This is a genomic window from Streptomyces sp. NPDC006134, assembly GCF_040628835.1.
Classification (GTDB): domain Bacteria; phylum Actinomycetota; class Actinomycetes; order Streptomycetales; family Streptomycetaceae; genus Streptomyces.
In genome coordinates this window covers 152,642-167,925 of the sequence record NZ_JBEXTV010000004.1, presented here as the reverse complement: position 1 = coordinate 167,925, position 15,284 = coordinate 152,642, and the positions used below count along the sequence as shown (strand labels likewise).

Here is a 15,284-nt window from a genome sequence, read left to right as displayed (position 1 = left end):
GGCTGCGGGCCGCCCGGCTCGGGCCCGCGGACGTCGTACGGCTCGGCGGAACGGGCCTGCGGACCCGTCCGCTGAGGGTCTTCCTCTCCGCGCTCGGCATCGCCATCGGCGTCGCCGCGATGATCGCGGTGGTCGGCATCTCCGGTTCCGGGCAGGCGGAGGTGGACCGGCGGCTCGACGCCCTCGGCACGAACCTGCTGCGGGTGGCCCCGGGCGAGTCCCTGACGGGTGAGAAGTCCGAACTGCCCCACGAGGCCGTCTCGATGATCCGCCGCATCCCGCCGGTGCGACAGGTGGCCGCCACCGGCGCGACCGACGCACACGTCTACCGCAACGACCACATCGCCATCGGCCGGACCGGCTCCCTGACCGTCCTCGCGGCCGGCACCGACCTCCTGCCGGCCGTCGGCGGGCAGGTGCGCAAGGGACGCTGGCTGGACTCCGCGACCGACGCGTACCCGGCGGTGGTGCTCGGAGCCACCGCCGCCCAGCGGCTCGACGTGTACACCCCGGGCACCCGGGTCTGGCTCGGCGGCCGCTGGTTCTCGCTGATCGGTGTCCTCGATCCGGTACCGCTGGCACCGGAACTCGACAGCGCCGCCCTGGTCGGGTGGCCGGCGGCCCGGACCTACCTGGACTTCGACGGCCACCCGTCGACGGTGTACGTCCGCGCGGAGGACAGCCGGGTCACGGCGGTACGGGCGGTGCTCCCGGCCACGGCGTACCCCGAGAAGCCGGGTGAGGTGCGGATCTCACGGCCCTCCGACGCGCTCGCGGCCCGCGAGGCCACCGAGTCGGCCCTGACCGGGCTGCTGCTCGGCCTCGGTGGAGTCGCCCTGCTCGTCGGCGGCGTGGGCGTCGGCAACACCATGGTCGTCTCGGTACTGGAACGGCGTCCGGAGATCGGTCTGCGGCGCGCCCTCGGGGCGACCGAGGGCCAGATCCGTACGCAGTTCGTGACGGAGTCACTGCTGCTGTCGCTCATCGGCGGTCTGGCCGGAACGGTCCTCGGGACACTGATCACGGCGGGATACGCCCTCAGCCGCGGCTGGCCGACGGTGGTCCCGGCGTGGGCGAGCCTGGCGGGCATCGCCTCGACCCTGGCCATCGGCATGATCGCCGGCCTGTATCCGGCGGTCCGTGCGAGCAGGATGTCCCCGACGGAGGCACTGTCCGGCACCTGAACGCCGTCCCTGTCCCGTGCGGTGTCCCCGTACGGGACAGGGGCGGCCCCGATCGGGACCGCCCCTGCCGGTGTGTCACTGCGAGGTGCTCAGTTCGGCGAAGGGGCTGTCAGAAGCCGCAGCTGACGTAGCTGCCACCGTCGCTCAGCAGGTCGTCACGCACCCAGCCGGTGACCCCGGTGGCGTCGTTTCCGAGGTACGTCCAGGTGTAGCCGTCGTTGCCGACGGTGTAGCAGTGGTAGTCCAGCGCGTGCGTGCTGTAGGCGATGCCCTTGACGGTACAGCTGGTGCTGGAGCCGCTGCGCTGGTTGGCCCCGTCGGCCCTCTTCCCCCACGAGCTGCTGTCCTTGTCCGAGGCCGTCGTGCCGCACGGGGCGTGCGCGGCGGCCGGCGTCGCCAGGGACAGCGGAACCGCCATGGCGGCGGCCGCGAGCACTGGGACGAGAGCTGCGAGTCGTTTCATACTGAATCCCCTTGTGTTGTTTTTGCCAGTGCCGCACTCGCGTGGCCGCACTCGCGTGCCGGACGAGGGCAGGGCGAAAGCGGCGGCCCCTGCATCAGCCGGGATGAGGGTGGCCTTGAGTGCGATCACCTCCGAAAAAAGATGAAGAAAGCATTCCGTCGACGAGTGACCGCTTTTGGCTCACAAGAGGCCAGAAAGCATCCAGGCGAAATGTGATGATCTATTTTTGAGTGGTATTGGCCGATTGTGCCCTTGCAGAAATCGGAAAAAAATTGAAGGAGGCGCGGTGAGCTTCCGGCTCCGGGTCCTCGGACTGCTCATGCTGGTGGCGCTGGCCGCCACCGCCGCCACCGCGTGGCTGACGCTGCGCCAGGCCAACCGCCAGGTGCAGGAGACCGTCGCGGCCGGTCGCCAGGAGGTCTCCCGGATCACCGGCGAACTGCGCGCGTACGGATTCGCGCACGGTACCTGGGAAGGGCTCTCGCCCACGGTGGCCGAGCTCGCCCGGGACACCGGTCAGCGCATCCGGGTCGTCACGGAGTCGGACGTCCTGCTCGCCGACTCCGACGCCCTCGCCGGCCGTCAGCCCCGCGCGCCGGGCAGTCAGCCCTCGGTCCTGGTCGACCCGCGCCCCGTCCTGCGGTTCCCGGAGGGCCGGGTACCGCGGACATCGATGAAACTCACCGCCACGGCGATCGCCGACTACCGCGCGGTGATGGCGTACGCGACCTGCCTGACCCGGGCCGGAGCGGAGGTGACGGCCGCCGCGGACGACTTCGGGGTGCCCCGGATCAGCGCCGACCGGCGGCCCGCGCAGTGCGAGGAGCCGAAACCGGGAGCACACCCACCGACCACGCGGGACCTTGACGCGGTCGGGTCGTGCGGGACCGAGCCGCGGCTCGCCGACTGCCTGCGACGGGTGTTCAACGAACGGACCGCCTCCGCCGCCCCGCCGCGCCTGGAGATCCGCCTGGGCGTCCAGGACGAGTCACCGCCCACCCTGGCCGCCGCGCCCACCGTGGCCGTCGCGGTGGGGGTCGCTCTCGCGGCCATCCTCGGTGCCCTGCTCCTGAGCAGGGCCGTACTGCGCCCCGTCCGGGCCATGACGCTGGCCGCGAAGGGACTCGGCGAGGGGGATCTGAGCCGCCGGGTTCCCGTCCCCGGCCGGGACGAGATCGCGCAACTCGGGGGCGCCTTCAACCGTATGGCCGATTCCCTCCAAGCCGGCGAGGAGCGCCAGCGCCGCCTCATCGGCGACATCGCGCACGAACTGCGCACCCCGTTGGCCAATCTGCGCGGCTACCTGGAGGCCCTGCGGGACGGCGTCGTCGAACCGACCCCTGAACTGCTCGCCTCCCTGCACGAGGAGGCGATGCTGCAGCAGCGGATCGTGGACGACCTCCAGGATCTCGCGCTGGCGGAAGCCGGCGCGCTCACCTACCACCCCACCGAGGTCGACTTGAGGGAGCTGCTGGAAACCGGCCGTACGGCCCACCGCGCCCAGGCCGAGGCGGCGGGCGTCTCACTCGAACTGGAGGCGTCGCGCCCCGTGTTCGTGACGGCGGATCCGGACCGGCTGCGCCAGGTCGTCGGCAATCTGGTGGGCAACGCGTTGCGGGCGACCGCGGCGGGCGGCAGCGTGACCCTGGCGCTGATCCTCCGGGGGGAACTGGCCGTGGTGGAGGTGCGGGACACCGGCAAGGGGATAGCGGCGAAGGACCTGCCGCATCTCTTCGACCGTTTCTGGCGGGCGGACGCGTCCCGGGGCCGGGCGACCGGCGGCAGTGGCCTGGGGCTGTCCATCGCCCGCCAGATCATCACCGACCACCGAGGGACGATCGAGGTGCGCAGCACGGTCGGGGCGGGCACGACGTTCACCATCGTGCTGCCCACGGCTCCGGGAGGCGGGGCGTCAGGGGGATGCTGAGCCGGGACCGTCGTTGAGACGGTAGCCCCGGCCGTACACCGTCTCCAGGTGGCGGGGACGTCCGGGATCCGTCTCCAGTTTCCGGCGCAGGTTCATCACATGGGCGTCGACGGTCCGTTCCTGCACGTGGTGGTCGAAGTCGAAGACGCGCTCGATGATCTGCGCTCGGGTGAAGACCCGGCCCGGCTCCCGCGCCAGTGTCTCCAGGATGGCGAACTCCTTGGCGGTCAGGACCACGGGCTGCCCCGCCACCCGGACCTCGAAGCGCGCGGTGTCCAGTTCCACCGCGCCGACCCGCAGCACCGCGGGCTCCGCTGCGCCGGCGGCCTTCCTCGACCGGCGCAGCAGTGCCCGTACCCGGGCGGTCAGCTCGCGGGGGCTGTAGGGCTTGGTGAGGTAGTCGTCGGCACCCAGGTCGAGGCCGAGGAGCATGTCCTCCTCGGTGGTGCGGGCGGTGAGAAGAAGAATAGGAATGTCCGATTCAGTGCGCAGAATTCGGCACACATCAAGTCCGTCGACCAGCGGCAGCATCACATCGAGAACGAGGAGATCGGGTTTCGACGAGCGGGCCCGTTCCAGTGCCGCGCGGCCATCGGCCACGACCTGCACCACGTTCCCTTCCCGCTCCAGATAGATTCGGATCAGTCGAGATTGTTTCTCGTCGTCTTCGGCCACCAGAATCCGAGCGCTCACCGATCTCCCCCAGCAAGGTCCTGCGCGTTCCTGAACGGTAATACACCAGGCGTGCCAGCCGCCCGCCGCGTCACCGGCCGCACGGCAAAGACCAGTGGCCCCCTCCCGGCCGAGAAGGGGCCACTGGCTTGCCACTCCACCGAGAGAACCTCGTCGACTCCGGAGTGACGGTGACCCGGACAGATCCAGGCGAGGATGTCGTTCCATTGTTCCGGGGTTTCCGGGGTTTCCGGGGTTTCCGGGGTTTCCGGGGTTTCCGGGGTTTCCGGGGCAAGGAACAGTCCAGGGCGGTAAGGCCCCGGGCTGGGTCTTTTGGACCGAGCAGCCTCATCGCGGCGGAAAACCGGGTTTCTCCCGCGCCAGTGAGCGGAGCCGGTCGAGGTAGTCCTGCGCCGCGGGTTCCGCGGCGTAGCGACTCCGGATCTCGGCAGCGAGTTCGCGGCTGGTCATGATCAGCGACGGCACCGACCGACGTTCCCCCGCGAGGGCCCGTTCTCCCATGGTGAGTGCCTGCTCCAAGTCGCCTTCGCGAGCTGCCGTGACTCCGAGCGTGACCCGCGCTTCCGCGTTGCGCATCGGCGAACGTTCGGTGCCGTCGCGGTCCGTCCCCGCCCTCAGCACCTCCTCGGCGAGCATGCGCGCGATCTTGTCGTCGCCGACGAGGCGGTGGCAGTCCATCGCGTAGAAGTCGAACTTGGCCGGGTCCACCACGAAGTGGTGGTCCGGGTTCTCGGGATACGGCATCGCTTCGAGCATCCGCCGGCCCTTGTCGAGGGCCACCTCGACGTGTCGTCGGTCCCCGAGCCGTGCCCACGCCTTGGCCTCCTGCGCCGCGAGCTGAACGGCGACGCCGTGATGCGGCGCCACGTCGAGCCCGGCCCGTGCTGCCGTGATGGCACCGCGGTAGTCACCGGTCGTGAGGGCGAACCACGCGCGCATCTCGTGGGCCCACCCGGCCACCTCGGCGTGCCCGGCCTCGGCCGCGAGGGAGAGAGCAGCACGCCGTGCCGACTCGGCCGCGTGACGGTCCCCCGTGTCGTACTCCACACAACCGACCAGCAGCGCGAGCCAACCGGACAGGGCCAGCACTTCGCGGCGCTGGGCGAGCGTGAGGCTCTTCGTGCGGAGCCCGATCACACGGCGGAGCCACTGGCGCCCCTCGACGAGGAGCTGTTCGCCGGGCATGAACGGGTACTCGGAGGCGAGCCGGTCGGCCGTGACGCGCAGCGCGTCGAGCGTGGCGTCGTCGACGTCGGAGCGGTTCAGCCGGCTCACGGCCTCCAGCGTCTCCATGCCGCTCGCGGCCACGATCTCCTTGTCCCCGTCCCGGCGCGACGGCGCGGGGAAGAGGGCACGCGTCACCGTGCCGAACGTGGCCGCGATGATCGGTTGGTAGAAGTCGTCCGGCAGCCGGCCCGACTCCCAGCCCTTCCACCGGCGCACCATGCTGTCCTCCGCCGGGAGCGCCGTGGGGGCGTGCGCCCGCAGCGCCCGGACCGCATCACGCCGCGACCAGCCGCGCGCCGACCGTTCGGCAGCGATGCGCCGTGCCCAGGCAGGTCTGTCGTCGGTCATGTGCCCTCCTCCGAGCGCCTCCTCCGAGTCTCCCCGCGCGAGAGGGGCCGGGAAAGCGAGGCAGAAGCAGGAGCGGGGCATCAGGGGGGAGGGAGAGGGCCCGGGAGAAGTGCCCGGCAGACCAGGAAGAGGGCGACGCGGTGACCTGATCACCCTCGTTTGGCCCCCGAACACGACAGAGGGCACGTACGGATTTCCGTACGTGCCCTCTGACCAGCGTCGGGGTGGCGGGATTTGAACCCACGACCTCTTCGTCCCGAACGAAGCGCGCTGCCAAGCTGCGCTACACCCCGAGTGTCGCTGCTGTTCGCGGCGACGACGTTTACTTTAGCCCACTGGTGGCTGGAGACGAAATCCGGTTTTCGGGCGGCGGCGGGTCGGGTCCGGGCGGGCGTGGTCGAGGCCCACCAGGAGGACGGCCAGGGCGTACAGGGACAGGCCCAGGAGGAGGGCGTTGCCCAGGACCCCCTTGTAGCCGTGCCGGGCGATGTCGAGGAAGGGGTAGAGGTGGCGGGCCGTGGTGCCTGTGACGAGGATCTCGCTCCGGAGCAGGGAAAACGCCAGGTAGGCCAGGGGGAAGAGCAGCCATGGGGCGGCGTGGCGCAGGCGCAGGCGGCCGGGGGCGGTCAGGAGGAGCCAGTCCAGGGCGGCGGCGATCGGGACGGCCGTGTGCAGGAGGTGGTCCGCCGTGGAACGCAGGCCCGTGACGGCTCCGCCCGTCAGGGAGGAGGGGCCCGCCGCGTCGGCCAGGAGCAGGTGGTGGACCAGGGCGGCGGTGAGGACGTACAGCAGTGCCGCGCCGGTCAGGGCGGCCGGCAGGGGGTGGCGGGCGGTCCAGGCGCGGCAGGCCGAGAGGGTGAGGACCAGGGCCAGCAGGATGGCGCTCTGGACCGTGAAGTGGCTCAGGGCCCGGAGCGGGCCGCCGAGGAGGAGCGCGATCGTGACGCCGGTGACGGCCAGGAGGGCGGTCAGCAGGCGGAAGGCGGCGGCGAACGGGCGCCGTACGGGGGTGAGGACGGCCGCGGCGGGCACGGGGGAGGACAGCGGCTTGGGCATGCCCGGGACCGCGGGCAGATCCGGTATGTCCCTGGGTATCGGGGCGGTCATGCCCTCACGGTAGGAATGTGGGGCGAACGGGACCATGCGGGTGGGCCGTGCGGGGGATGACCCGGCGTCCCGGGCCGCCCCCCCACACACAGTCATCGCCCGCGGCGGTGGTCGTGCCGGGCCGCGTCCTACCGTTCCCGGCCTACCGTTCCCGGCCCACCAGCGTCAGCAGCGTCGCCTCCGGCGGGCAGGCGAAGCGGACCGGGGTGTAGCGGTTGGTGCCGCAGCCCGCGGAGACGTGGAGGTAGGCCGTACGGCCGTCCGCCGTGTGCGTGGACAGGCCCTTCACGCGGTCGGTGTCCAGGTCGCAGTTGGTGACCAGGGCGCCGTAGAAGGGGATGCACAGCTGGCCGCCGTGGGTGTGACCGGCGAGGATCAGGGGGTAGCCGTCCGTGGTGAAGGAGTCCAGGACGCGCAGGTAGGGGGCGTGGACGACGCCCATCGAGAAGTCCGCGGACCCGGACGGGCCGCCCGCGACCCGCGCGTACCGGTCCCGCTTGATGTGCGGGTCGTCCAGGCCCGTCAGCTCCACCGAGACGCCCTCGATCTTCAGGGTGCCGCGCGTGTTCGTCAGGTTCAGCCAGCCTGCCGCGTCGAAGCCGTCGCGGAGGTCTTCCCACGGGTTGTGGACCGCTCCCACGGCGGGCGGGTTGCCGTTCAGGCCGTGGCGGCCCTGGACCTTCTCGATCAGGTAGCGGGCGGGATTGCGCAGCTTGGGGCCGTAGTAGTCGTTGGAGCCGAAGACGTACGCCCCGGGGAACTCCATCAGGGGGCCGAGGGCGTCCAGGACCTCCGGGACGCCCTCCGGGTCGGACAGGTTGTCGCCCGTGTTGATCACGAAGTCGGGGCGCAGGCCCGCCAGCGAGCGCAGCCAGCGCTGCTTCTTGCGCTGCCCGCCGACCATGTGGATGTCGGAGACCTGCAGCACGCGCAGGGGGCGCATCCCGGACGGCAGGACGGGAACCGTCACCCGTCGCAGACGGAAGGAACGGGCCTCGAAGCCCGCCGCGTAGACCAGACCGGCGGCGCCAACCGCCGTGATTCCCAGGGGTACTCCGTATCGCGCGCGCATGTGTCCATCGTGTCAGACCACGGCGGTACGGCACGTCCCGGCCGCCGGTACCGACGATCCGGGCGCCCATGGGCACGGACCCGGCCGCCGCCCGTCGCCGTCTTCCCCGCGCCGATGGGCGGACCGAGGGCGGACCGAAGGCGGGCCGGCGGGTAAATCGACGGCGCCTTTCCTTCCCCACCTGCGACAATCAACCCCATGACCACGCTCAAGTCGAAGCTGCAGGATGACCTCAACGCCGCGATCAAGGAGCGCGACGAGCTCCGCTCCTCGACGCTCCGGCTGACACTCGCCGCGATCACCAAGGAGGAGGTCGCGGGCAAGGAGAAGCGCGAGCTCTCCGACGACGAGGTGCAGAAGGTGATCACCCGGGAGGCGAAGAAGCGCCGCGAGGCGGCCGAGGCCTTCGCGCAGGGCGGTCGCACCGAGCAGGCCGAGCGGGAGAAGGCGGAGGGGGAGGTCCTCGCCGCCTACCTGCCCAAGCAGCTGTCCGACGAGGAGCTGGACGCGATCGTCGCCCAGGCCGTCGAGGAGGCGAAGGCGGCCGGTGCCGAGGGGCCGCGGGCCATGGGCGCCGTGATGAAGATCGTGAACCCGAAGGTCGCGGGGCAGGCGGAGGGCGGTCGCGTCGCCGCCGCGGTCAAGAAGATGCTCGCCGGCTGACCGTCCCCGAAGGCAGAACGGCCCCGGTGCCCGCGTACGCGTCCGTCGTACGCGGGCACCGGGGCCGTGTCACTCTCGTGGCCGGCGACCGGTGCGGTCGTCAGCCGCGCCGCCCCCCGTTCCCGTTCCCGCCGCCGTTCCCCTGGCCTTGGACGAAGTTCTCCGGGAGGGAGAAGGAGGGATTCGGGAAGGCGCCGCCGTTCGTGCCGCCGTCGATCAGGCCACCGAGGAAGCCGTCGCCGTCACCGCCGCCGTGGTCGCCGTTGTTTCCGTCGTCGTTGTCGGCGCCGTCACCGGCGTCACCGCCGTCACCGTCCTCCCGCTCCCGGTCCCGGGTGTCGTCCGGGATGTCGACGAGGTGGAAGGACGGGGCCTCCTTGCCCGCGAGGGCGCCGGACATGGCGTCCTTCCAGATCGGGCCGGGGACCTCACCGCCGTAGACCAGGGGACGGTAGACACCGCCGATGGTGATGTTCTTCATCTCCACCTGCTGGGTGGCGCTGCCGACCCACACGGCGCCCGACATGTTCGGCGTGTAGCCGACGAACCAGGCGTTCTTGCGCTCGTCCGTCGTACCCGTCTTGCCGGCGCTCTCGCGGTCGCTGAGGCCGGCCTGCTTGCCCGTGCCGGAGTCGACCACGCCGCGCAGGAGGGTGTTGATGCTGTCCGCGGTCTTCTCCGACATGGCCCGCGAGCAGGTCGACTTGGGCACCTGGAGCGAGCGCTTGTCGTTGCCGATCTTCTGGGTGACCGACTCGACGGCGACCGGCGTGCAGTACATGCCGCGGGAGGCGAAGGCGGCGTACGCGCTCGCCATCGTCAGCGGGGACAGGCCGATCGAGCCGAGGGAGAGCGAGGACGGGGTCTGCGGGACCTTGTCGCCGTTGCCCTGCCGGACGTGCAGCTTGTCGGTGAGGTTCACCACCGGGCACAGGCCGATGTCGGAGAGCAGCTGGACGAAGTAGGTGTTGACCGACTTGGCCATCGCCTCCTTCATCCGGTAGGGGCCGACCTCCGACTCGTTCTCGTTCTCGACCGTCTCGCCCCGCGCGTTGACCCAGGGCTTGTCGCTGCACGTCCGGACCGGGCTCGGGTACTCCATCTCGTACGGTGAGGAGTACTCCTGCGTCGGCGGCCGGCCCTCCTCCAGCGCCGCCGCCGCCACGAACGGCTTGAACGTCGAACCGGTCGGGAAGCCGAAGTTGGAGCCGCCCATGGCCGCGTCGACCGAGTAGTTGTACTCGGTCTCGTGCTTCTTGACGTCGGAGCCGAGCGGCTTCGACTGGCCCATCGCGACGATCTTGCCGGTGCCGGGCTCGACCAGCGTGGCCGCCGCGGCGACCTCGTCCGACCGGTCGACGTGGTCCTTGAGCGAGGCCTGCACGGCCTCCTGCGCCTGCGGGTCCAGCGTCGTACGGATGGTCAGGCCGCCCTGGTTCCAGAGCTTGGCGCGCTCCTCGCGGGTCCGGCCGAAGGCCGGGTCGGTGAGGAACACCTTCTCCACGTACTTGCAGAAGAAGCCGGCGTCGTTCACCGCCGTGATGCAGCCGTTCCTGGGCTGGCTGACCTTCAGGCCGAGCGGGGTCTTCTTGGCCCGGTCGGCCTCCGCCTGGGAGATGTCGCCGACCTCGGCCATGCGCTGCAGCACGACGTTGCGCCGCTTGGTGGCCTCCGCCTCGTCGTTCACCGGGTTGTAGCGGGTGGGCGACTGGACGATGCCCGCGAGGAGGGCGGACTCCTGGAGGTTGAGGTCCTTGGCGGGCTTGGAGAAGTACCGCTGGGCGGCGGCCTCGATGCCGTACGCCTGCTGGCCGAAGAAGGTGATGTTCAGGTAGTTCTCGAGGATCGCCTTCTTGCCGAGCTCCTCCTCGACCTGGATCGCGTACTTCAGCTCGCGGATCTTGCGGCCGAGGGTCTGCTGGGTGGCCTGGGCGACCTTCGTCGGGTCGTCGCCGGCCTCCTCGACGAAGACGTTCTTCACGTACTGCTGGGTGAGCGTGGAGGCGCCCTCGGCGACCCCGCCGCTCTGCGCGTTCTTGTTCAGGGCGCGCAGCACGCCCTTCAGGTCGACCGCGCCGTGCTGGTAGAAGCGCGAGTCCTCGATCGCGACGATCGCCTTCTGCATGTACGGCGAGATGTCCTTCAGCCCGACCACCGTGCGGTTGCGCGAGTAGACCGTGGCGATCAGGCCGCCGTCGGCGTCGAGGATCGTGGTGCGCTGGCTCAGCGGCGGGGTCTTCAGATTGGCCGGGAGCTCGTCGAAGCTCTCGACCGATCCCTTGGCGGCGAGGCCCAGCGCGCCCACCGCGGGCAGCGCGATGCCGGCCAGCACCGCTCCCGAGAGCACGCTGACACCGAGGAACTTGGCGGCCTGCTGTGTCGGCGACAGACCACCGCCCGAGCGCTTCTTTGGCATGAAGGAAGCCTACGTTCTCATTCGCCGGACACGCGTATATCCCTTGGCCTAAGCTGCTCTCAACTGTCACAGCAGTCAGGTCGTGTATCAACACGTCCGGCGCTGCCGAATCGTTCCGGTGCTGCTCTGTTTTCTTCCGTCGGGGCTCCGGCCGGTGTGCGCCGGAGCGCGTCGGGGTGTGGCGGCGCGTGTGCCACGGCGTGGTGAGCCCGTGTCCGAATCCGCCTCATGTGTTATCCGGTGTCCGTTGTGGCGCAGGGAAAATGGCCCGTATGCCGGGTTCGTCGCGCATGTCGCCAGGTCACTCCCCCGGGTGATCTGCCGCTTACCCATAGTCCGTTCGGACCATTCAAGATTGGGCCCGCTGGGGGTGTTGCGCTGTGCCCGCCTTCCGTAACGTCCTCAACTGGCGGCGGTGAATATGCCGCTGCCGCCGTGGGGGAGCCTCGATTCGGGAGAGGACGGCGCCGGTATGGGCTGGGTAACCGACTGGAGTGCGCAGGCTGCCTGCCGCACTACCGATCCGGATGAACTGTTCGTTCAGGGAGCAGCGCAGAACAGGGCCAAGGCGGTGTGCACCGGATGCCCGGTGCGGACCGAGTGCCTGGCCGACGCGCTGGACAACCGCGTCGAGTTCGGCGTCTGGGGAGGCATGACGGAGCGGGAGCGCCGCGCACTGCTGCGCCGGCGGCCCACCGTGACCTCCTGGCGCAGGCTGCTGGAGACGGCGCGGATGGAGTACGAGCGGGGGACCGGTGTCGTGTCCCTCGACGACGACGTGTGCGAGGCGACGACCTACGCGGCCGTGAGCTGAGGCCGGCCGCCTCCGCCTCACCCCTGCGGCTCGGGCAGCTCCGGCCGGCCCGTCGCGAGGCGGTCCCCGATGTCCCGCAGCCCCGCGAGGTCGTGCACGTCGCCGGGGAGCGCGGCCACCTCGGTCACGGCCACCTCCGGGTGGAGCGCGGTGAAGCGGTCACGTGTGCGCTGCTCGCGGGAGAGCAGGTGCATACGGTCCGCGTGCAGCCTCAGCAGACCGGCGGCCAGCTGGTCGACCGAGCGTTCCGCGTCGTCCGCGTCCGTGTCCGCGTCGTCCGTGTCCGTGTGCGTGCCTGCCGCCAGGTCCGCCTCCGGGGCCGTGGCCCCGGTAGGCCCGGTGGCCTGCGTGGTGGTGGGGGAGCCATCACCGGGATCCGGTGCCTTGGCGGCGGGAGCGTCCGGGGTGGCGGAGCCCTGCCGAGGAGCGTCTGAACTACCGTACGTGTCGGGAGAGTTACGAAGACCAGCTTTCCCGTCGTCCTGATCCACAATGCGGGACTCTTCAAGATTTTCCGCGGCGGCGAGCGCCCGCTCGGCGGAGAGCCGGGCGGCACCGCTGCCGTGGACCCGGTTGAGCACCAGCCCGGCGAGCGGCATGTCCTCGGCCGCCAGCCGCTCCACGAAGTACGCGGCCTCGCGCAGCGCGTCCCGCTCCGGGGCCGCGACCACCAGGAACGCCGTGCCGGGGGCTTGGAGCAGCCGGTACGTCGCGTCCGCGCGCGTACGGAACCCGCCGAAGGTCGTGTCCATCGCGGCCACGAACGTCTGCACGTCCTTCAGGAGCTGACCGCCCAGCAGCTTGCCGAGCGTGCCGGTCATCATCGACATGCCGACGTTCAGGAACTTCATCCCGGCGCGCCCGCCCAGCTTCGCCGGAGCCGTCAGCAGCCGGATCAGCCGCCCGTCCAGGAAGGAGCCGAGGCGCTTGGGCGCGTCCAGGAAGTCCAGCGCCGACCGGGACGGCGGCGTGTCGACGACGATGAGGTCCCACTCGTCGCGGGCCCGCAGCTGCCCCAGCTTCTCCATCGCCATGTACTCCTGCGTGCCCGCGAAGCCCGCCGAGAGCGACTGGTAGAAGGGGTTGCCCAGGATCGCGGCCGCCCGCTCCGGGTCCGCGTGCGCCTCGACGATCTCGTCGAAGGTGCGCTTCATGTCGAGCATCATCGCGTGCAGCTCGCCGCCCGCGGAGTCGTCGATGCCCTTCACCCGGCGCGGGGTGTTGTCGAGGGAGTCGATGCCCATGGACTGGGCCAGCCGCCGGGCCGGGTCGATGGTGAGGACGACGACCTTCCGGCCCCGCTCGGCCGCGCGCAGCCCGAGCGCCGCCGCGGTGGTGGTCTTGCCGACCCCGCCCGAACCGCAGCACACCACGATGCGGGTCTTCGGGTCCTCCAGCAGCGGATCGATCTCCAGCACCCGCGTGGGGGAGAGGTGACGGGCGCCCTCCTGGGCCTGGCTCCGGGCCTGATCCCGCTTGTGGGAAGGCGCCCGGGTCTCGGCCGGGTCCGGACTCATGCGATCCCCTGCTTCCGCAGCTCGGTGGCCAGTTCGTACAGTCCCGCCAGGTCCATTCCCTCGGCGAGCAGCGGCAGTTCGTGCAGCGGCAGGCCCAGCTCGCCGAGGACGGCTCGCTGCTCCTGCTCCAGCGCGTACCGCTCGGCGTACTCCTCCGCCTGCGCCAGCAGCGGGTCCACCAGCCGCTCGGCGTGCCCGCCGCGCCGCGCCCCGCCGAGCCCGGCGGAGGACAGGGACTTCGCCAGGGCCGTACGCGGTGTGGTCCGTACGAGGTCCAGGCCGGCCGCGTCCAGCACCTCGGGCCGGACCATGTTCACGATGATCCGCCCCACCGGCAGCCGTGCGCCCCGCAGCTCGGCGATGCCGTCCGCGGTCTCCTGGACCGGCATCTCCTCCAGCAGCGTCACCAAGTGCACCGCCGTCTCGCGCGACTTCAGCACGCGCATCACGGCCTGCGCCTGATTGTGTATCGGGCCGATCTTCGCGAGCCCGGCGACCTCGTCGTTGACGTTGAGGAAGCGGGTGATGCGCCCGGTCGGCGGGGCGTCCATCACGACGTAGTCGTACGCGAACCGCCCGCTCCTGTCCTTGCGCCGCACCGCCTCGCACGCCTTGCCGGTCAGCAGGACGTCCCGCAGACCGGGCGCGATGGTGGTGGCGAAGTCGATCGCGCCGAGCTTCTTCAGGGCCCGGCCCGCGCTGCCCAGCTTGTAGAACATCTGGAGGTAGTCCAGAAGGGCCAGTTCGGGGTCGATGGCGAGGGCGTACACCTCCCCGCCCCCCGGAGCGACGGCGATCTTCCGCTCCTCGTAGGGCAGCGCTTCGGTCTCGAAGAGCTGCGCGATGCCCTGGCGGCCCTCGACCTCGACGAGAAGCGTGCGCTTCCCCTCGGTGGCGAGGGCCAGCGCGAGGGCCGCGGCCACCGTGGTCTTGCCGGTTCCGCCTTTGCCGCTGACGACCTGGAGCCTGCTCACGTCTTCGAGCGTAACCAGTCCGGGCGCGGTCCGGGCGGCAGGCTGTGGACAACGGGGCCGCGGCCGGCCGCCGGACCCGCCCGCACCGGCGGCTGGAGTCGGCCGCCGGACCCGCCCGCACCAGCGGCTAGAGTCGGCCGCATGACCAAGTGGGAATACGCAACCGTGCCGCTGCTCGTCCACGCGACGAAGCAGATTCTGGACACCTGGGGCGAGGACGGCTGGGAGCTCGTCCAGGTCGTGCCCGGGCCGAACAACCCCGAGCAGCTCGTCGCCTACCTGAAGCGGGAGAAGCAGGCGTGAGCGCGGTCGAGGCGAAACTGGCCGAACTCGGCCTTTCGCTGCCGCAGGTCGTGCCGCCGCTCGCCGCCTACCAGCCGGCCGTGCAGTCCGGGCCGTACGTCTACACCTCCGGCCAGCTGCCGATGGTGGACGGCAAGCTGCCGGTGACCGGCAAGGTGGGCGGGGAGGTGACCCCGGAGGAGGCCAAGGAGCTGGCGCGCACCTGCGCGCTGAACGCCCTGGCCGCCGTGAAGTCCGTCGCCGGTGACCTCGACCGCATCGCGCGCGTGGTGAAGGTCGTCGGCTTCGTGGCGTCCGCGTCCGACTTCACCGGCCAGCCGGGCGTCGTCAACGGCGCCAGCGAACTCCTCGGCGAGGTCCTCGGCGACAAGGGCGTCCACGCCCGCAGCGCGGTCGGCGTGGCGGTGCTGCCGCTGGACGCGCCGGTGGAGGTCGAGATCCAGGTGGAGCTGGTGGCGCAGGCGTAAGAGCCCCGAACAGAAGGGGCGTCCGGGGCCGGGCGGGCCGCGGCTGTTTGCCGGTTCGGCAAAAACCCTGGTGCCGGTGTGACGGCCGTCGCAGGATCGTCGGCGGGGC

Annotated in this window: 14 protein-coding genes and 1 tRNA gene; 6 read left to right on the top strand and 9 right to left on the bottom strand. The window is 71.1% G+C overall.

The annotated features are described in order from the left end of the window. Window positions 1-2 precede the first annotated feature (2 nt). Window positions 3-1,184 carry an ABC transporter permease gene (locus ABZ340_RS04345; RefSeq protein ID WP_358780265.1) on the top strand — a complete coding sequence of 394 codons (1,182 nt, stop codon included), beginning with the start codon at window positions 3-5 and terminating at the stop codon, window positions 1,182-1,184. A 109-nt stretch (window positions 1,185-1,293) separates the two neighbouring features. Here ABZ340_RS04345 and ABZ340_RS04340 read toward each other — a convergent pair whose 3' ends face one another. Continuing rightward, entirely contained in the window at window positions 1,294-1,647 is a 354-nt protein-coding gene (locus ABZ340_RS04340; protein WP_358780214.1) for an SH3 domain-containing protein, read from the bottom strand. 286 nt (window positions 1,648-1,933) lie between these two features. On the opposite strand from ABZ340_RS04340, the gene ABZ340_RS04335 reads away from it, so the two are divergent. Beyond that, on the top strand, window positions 1,934-3,574 hold the full coding sequence (locus ABZ340_RS04335; protein WP_358780213.1) for an ATP-binding protein: 1,641 nt from the start codon (window positions 1,934-1,936) through the stop codon (window positions 3,572-3,574). Here the strand turns inward: ABZ340_RS04335 and ABZ340_RS04330 are convergent. The 5 genes from ABZ340_RS04330 to ABZ340_RS04310 form a co-directional block, all read right to left on the bottom strand. After that, window positions 3,560-4,267, bottom strand: a complete 708-nt coding sequence (locus ABZ340_RS04330; protein ID WP_358780212.1) for a response regulator transcription factor — start codon at window positions 4,265-4,267, stop codon at window positions 3,560-3,562. The two genes, ABZ340_RS04335 and ABZ340_RS04330, sit on opposite strands and share 15 nt — an antisense overlap. Window positions 4,268-4,594: 327 nt before the next feature. After that, window positions 4,595-5,842 carry an XRE family transcriptional regulator gene (locus ABZ340_RS04325; protein ID WP_358780211.1) on the bottom strand — a complete coding sequence of 416 codons (1,248 nt, stop codon included), beginning with the start codon at window positions 5,840-5,842 and terminating at the stop codon, window positions 4,595-4,597. 219 nt (window positions 5,843-6,061) lie between these two features. Beyond that, window positions 6,062-6,135, bottom strand: a tRNA-Pro gene (locus ABZ340_RS04320). 34 nt (window positions 6,136-6,169) lie between these two features. Further along, a complete protein-coding gene (locus ABZ340_RS04315; RefSeq protein ID WP_358780210.1) occupies window positions 6,170-6,949 on the bottom strand; it encodes a Pr6Pr family membrane protein in 780 nt (259 codons plus the stop codon). Between the two features lie 142 nt (window positions 6,950-7,091). Then, window positions 7,092-8,021 (bottom strand): metallophosphoesterase, encoded by a 930-nt coding sequence (locus tag ABZ340_RS04310; protein ID WP_358780209.1) that lies wholly within the window; start codon window positions 8,019-8,021, stop codon window positions 7,092-7,094. Window positions 8,022-8,219: 198 nt separating this feature from the next. Between ABZ340_RS04310 and ABZ340_RS04305 the strand changes: the two genes are divergently transcribed. Next, on the top strand, window positions 8,220-8,684 hold the full coding sequence (locus tag ABZ340_RS04305; protein WP_358780208.1) for a GatB/YqeY domain-containing protein: 465 nt from the start codon (window positions 8,220-8,222) through the stop codon (window positions 8,682-8,684). Between the two features lie 100 nt (window positions 8,685-8,784). Here ABZ340_RS04305 and ABZ340_RS04300 read toward each other — a convergent pair whose 3' ends face one another. Then, complete coding sequence (locus tag ABZ340_RS04300) at window positions 8,785-11,100, bottom strand: transglycosylase domain-containing protein (RefSeq protein WP_358780207.1); 2,316 nt, start codon at window positions 11,098-11,100, stop codon at window positions 8,785-8,787. 472 nt (window positions 11,101-11,572) lie between these two features. Here ABZ340_RS04300 and ABZ340_RS04295 point away from each other — a divergent pair, with 472 nt between their 5' ends. Continuing rightward, a complete protein-coding gene (locus ABZ340_RS04295) occupies window positions 11,573-11,914 on the top strand; it encodes a WhiB family transcriptional regulator (protein WP_358780206.1) in 342 nt (113 codons plus the stop codon). A gap of 17 nt (window positions 11,915-11,931) precedes the next feature. Here the strand turns inward: ABZ340_RS04295 and ABZ340_RS04290 are convergent, their stop codons facing one another. Continuing rightward, a complete protein-coding gene (locus ABZ340_RS04290) occupies window positions 11,932-13,431 on the bottom strand; it encodes an ArsA family ATPase (RefSeq protein ID WP_358780205.1) in 1,500 nt (499 codons plus the stop codon). Further along, the gene (locus ABZ340_RS04285; RefSeq protein WP_358780204.1) at window positions 13,428-14,405 is read right to left on the bottom strand and encodes an ArsA-related P-loop ATPase; all 978 of its coding nucleotides are present in this window, start codon (window positions 14,403-14,405) and stop codon (window positions 13,428-13,430) included. Before ABZ340_RS04285 ends, ABZ340_RS04290 begins: the two co-directional genes overlap by 4 nt. 141 nt (window positions 14,406-14,546) lie before the next feature. Between ABZ340_RS04285 and ABZ340_RS04280 the strand changes: the two genes are divergently transcribed. Then, window positions 14,547-14,708 carry a DUF4177 domain-containing protein gene (locus ABZ340_RS04280; RefSeq protein ID WP_003975360.1) on the top strand — a complete coding sequence of 54 codons (162 nt, stop codon included), beginning with the start codon at window positions 14,547-14,549 and terminating at the stop codon, window positions 14,706-14,708. Further along, the gene (locus tag ABZ340_RS04275) at window positions 14,705-15,175 is read left to right on the top strand and encodes a RidA family protein (protein WP_358780203.1); all 471 of its coding nucleotides are present in this window, start codon (window positions 14,705-14,707) and stop codon (window positions 15,173-15,175) included. The genes ABZ340_RS04280 and ABZ340_RS04275 overlap by 4 nt, the downstream gene beginning before the upstream one ends. Window positions 15,176-15,284: the final 109 nt, after the last annotated feature.

Coding starts and splice junctions, on each gene's coding strand:
- ABZ340_RS04290 (WP_358780205.1), bottom strand. CDS start 13,431: ATGAGTCCGGACCCGGCCGAGACCCGGGCGCCTTCCCACAAGCGGGAT.
- ABZ340_RS04280 (WP_003975360.1), top strand. CDS start 14,547: ATGACCAAGTGGGAATACGCAACCGTGCCGCTGCTCGTCCACGCGACG.
- ABZ340_RS04325 (WP_358780211.1), bottom strand. CDS start 5,842: ATGACCGACGACAGACCTGCCTGGGCACGGCGCATCGCTGCCGAACGG.
- ABZ340_RS04315 (WP_358780210.1), bottom strand. CDS start 6,949: ATGACCGCCCCGATACCCAGGGACATACCGGATCTGCCCGCGGTCCCG.
- ABZ340_RS04310 (WP_358780209.1), bottom strand. CDS start 8,021: ATGCGCGCGCGATACGGAGTACCCCTGGGAATCACGGCGGTTGGCGCC.
- ABZ340_RS04300 (WP_358780207.1), bottom strand. CDS start 11,100: ATGCCAAAGAAGCGCTCGGGCGGTGGTCTGTCGCCGACACAGCAGGCC.
- ABZ340_RS04305 (WP_358780208.1), top strand. CDS start 8,220: ATGACCACGCTCAAGTCGAAGCTGCAGGATGACCTCAACGCCGCGATC.
- ABZ340_RS04340 (WP_358780214.1), bottom strand. CDS start 1,647: ATGAAACGACTCGCAGCTCTCGTCCCAGTGCTCGCGGCCGCCGCCATG.
- ABZ340_RS04295 (WP_358780206.1), top strand. CDS start 11,573: ATGGGCTGGGTAACCGACTGGAGTGCGCAGGCTGCCTGCCGCACTACC.